This window comes from Leptospira soteropolitanensis, from assembly GCF_026151655.1.
Classification (GTDB): domain Bacteria; phylum Spirochaetota; class Leptospiria; order Leptospirales; family Leptospiraceae; genus Leptospira_A; species Leptospira_A soteropolitanensis.
This window is the reverse complement of sequence record NZ_JAMQPN010000042.1, coordinates 1-2,171: the sequence shown is the minus strand read 5'-3', so window position 1 is coordinate 2,171 and position 2,171 is coordinate 1. Positions and strand designations below refer to the sequence as shown.

The window sequence follows — 2,171 nt, the reverse complement described above, 5'->3', positions numbered from 1 at the left end:
GATTTAACCTATTGCAATTAACGAACTAGGGGAGACGACGTTGACCGTAGCCGAGCCTACGAAGTAGGTGTTGGCGTCGGCGCGTCTTCTTGCGGAGCAAGAAGCGTGACGGAGGACAATGTGTCGCAGACCGAGCAAGGCCGTAAGTGCCGCAGCGAAGCGTTTCCCCGCTGTTATGCGAAGTAGCCAAATATAATTAACCTAGTGCAGTTTTACCAAAAGGAACAACAAAAATTTGTATAGGGAAAGTTACTATATCAAACAAAATTGCGGCTGGATATAGCAAATAAAATAATTTACTAGGAAATTCAATGTATTTTCCATCAATATTGTCTAAAAATATCCAAATTGAGTTACTTTCAGTAGGAGATATATAAGATAATCTGTAAAATTTATCAGTATTTTTTAGATTCAAGTATATACCTTTTTTTATTTTTACTTTTTCCATACGATAAGTTTTAAATTTTTTTTTTACTCGTGAACAATCTTCTTTAAATATAAAGGAGTTGGATACTGGATTAAAAGTTTCATGGTAGCAGACGTCGTTTAAATCAATTCTAGGTTTATAGTAAGTTGTAAATCTAGATAGCCCATCTTCTGAAATATCAATAGATTTAGGTATTCCAAACTGTCCCTTGCTGTCTTCGTAAAGGTTGTGTTTCATATTTGGGCTGATAAAAGCAATATCACTATCGATATAGATGAATCCTTTTTTGTTAAAGAAATAGAAATCATCTTCTTTTATCAAAAGAAGTTGTTTATATGGCACTTTTTCATTACGATCGCAGTATTTGAAATTATTAGCAGGTATATGAAAACAGTTTGCATAGTCAATTTCTGGATTCTGATCTGGAAAATTGAATTTAAGTGTGTTCTTGTCGATCTCCTCTAAGCCATTGATTGAGGTAACTTTGTAAGCATCCCGAATAGTTTTCGGATATAAAGTATAATTCAATTGCATGGTCATACAAGAAACAATAGTAGTTATAAGAGAAATTGGTAACAATTTTAATATCATACATTTTTGGCTATTTCGCATAACGAACTAGACTAACCGACGTAGGCTGGCCCTGAGTCCCGTTAACGGGACGTTAGGGACTGGCCACGACACTTGCGTAGGCAAGGGGAGTGCCAGAAGCCTATGTGTCGCAGACCGAGCGAGGGCGAAGTCCCGAAGCGAAGCGGTTAGTCGCTGTTATGCGTAGGTTTAATATTATAGTATTTTGTTTTTAATTTTTTCAAGGGCTGCTAACTCCATCGGATCAGCGTTTTTGTCTGTTTTTATAATTTCTTCAAGTGCGGAAATGAAGTTTGCTTTTTCTATTTCTTCTAATCCTTTGATTTTACTTAAACAGTTATTAAAATCTTTCAAATCACAGTATAGATTTTTTATTTCTTTATCAGCTGTTTCATATTCAAGTGTTTCTTTTGATCTTATATTTGCATAATCATATATAGCTTTTCTTTCTTTTTGAGTCATTCGTCCATCTGCTTTTGCTACGAAGACAAGAGTTAATATCTCATTTTCGAATTCTTTTAAGAATTTGGTCCATCGCCCAATAGGGCTGTCTTGAAATCTTTGTACTAAATAATTGTATGGATCGCTAATTAATTCTCCTGTTTCAAGATCGCACATAGATTTGATTCCAGATAGTTTAAATGTTCTATGAGCTTCTCTTTCGTGGCAATAGGCTAAAAGTGCGTATTCATCATACCAATGTACCATTTTTTTAATTGTAATTCTTCGTTTACTATATTGGTTATTTGCATCGATATATTCGATAAGAGTTAATAGATTTAATGGTATTGAACTTTCTTCATCAAATAAATACCCTGTTTCCCAGTTATCTTTTTTGGGAAGTTTAATGGTGTTTTTGGATACAGAAGGAATCTCAATATTTTTAGTATAAACTTCAGTCTCCTTATTTGAAAAATTAGACCTTTTTTGATTACCATCTTTTATATTGGATGATTGTTCTTCATTGTATTTTCCTATCTTATGGCCAGCATAGAAAAAAAGAAATGATAATGATAAAGTAATAAAGAAAAATTCGGATCCTTCTGATTTTAAACAGCCGATAATACAAATCATTGTTATAAATGACCCTATAATGTAGAATATATACTTCATATTTTTCTCTTTTTTAAAAATTTATTTATTAAACTTGCGC

General features: G+C 33.1%; 2 protein-coding genes. Both read right to left on the bottom strand.

The annotated features are described in order from the left end of the window. Positions 1–196: 196 nt before the first annotated feature. Entirely contained in the window at positions 197–1,006 is an 810-nt protein-coding gene (locus ND811_RS19120) for a hypothetical protein (RefSeq protein ID WP_265353577.1), read from the bottom strand. A gap of 207 nt (positions 1,007–1,213) precedes the next feature. Further along, a complete protein-coding gene (locus tag ND811_RS19115) occupies positions 1,214–2,131 on the bottom strand; it encodes a WYL domain-containing protein (protein ID WP_265353578.1) in 918 nt (305 codons plus the stop codon). Positions 2,132–2,171 lie beyond the last annotated feature (40 nt).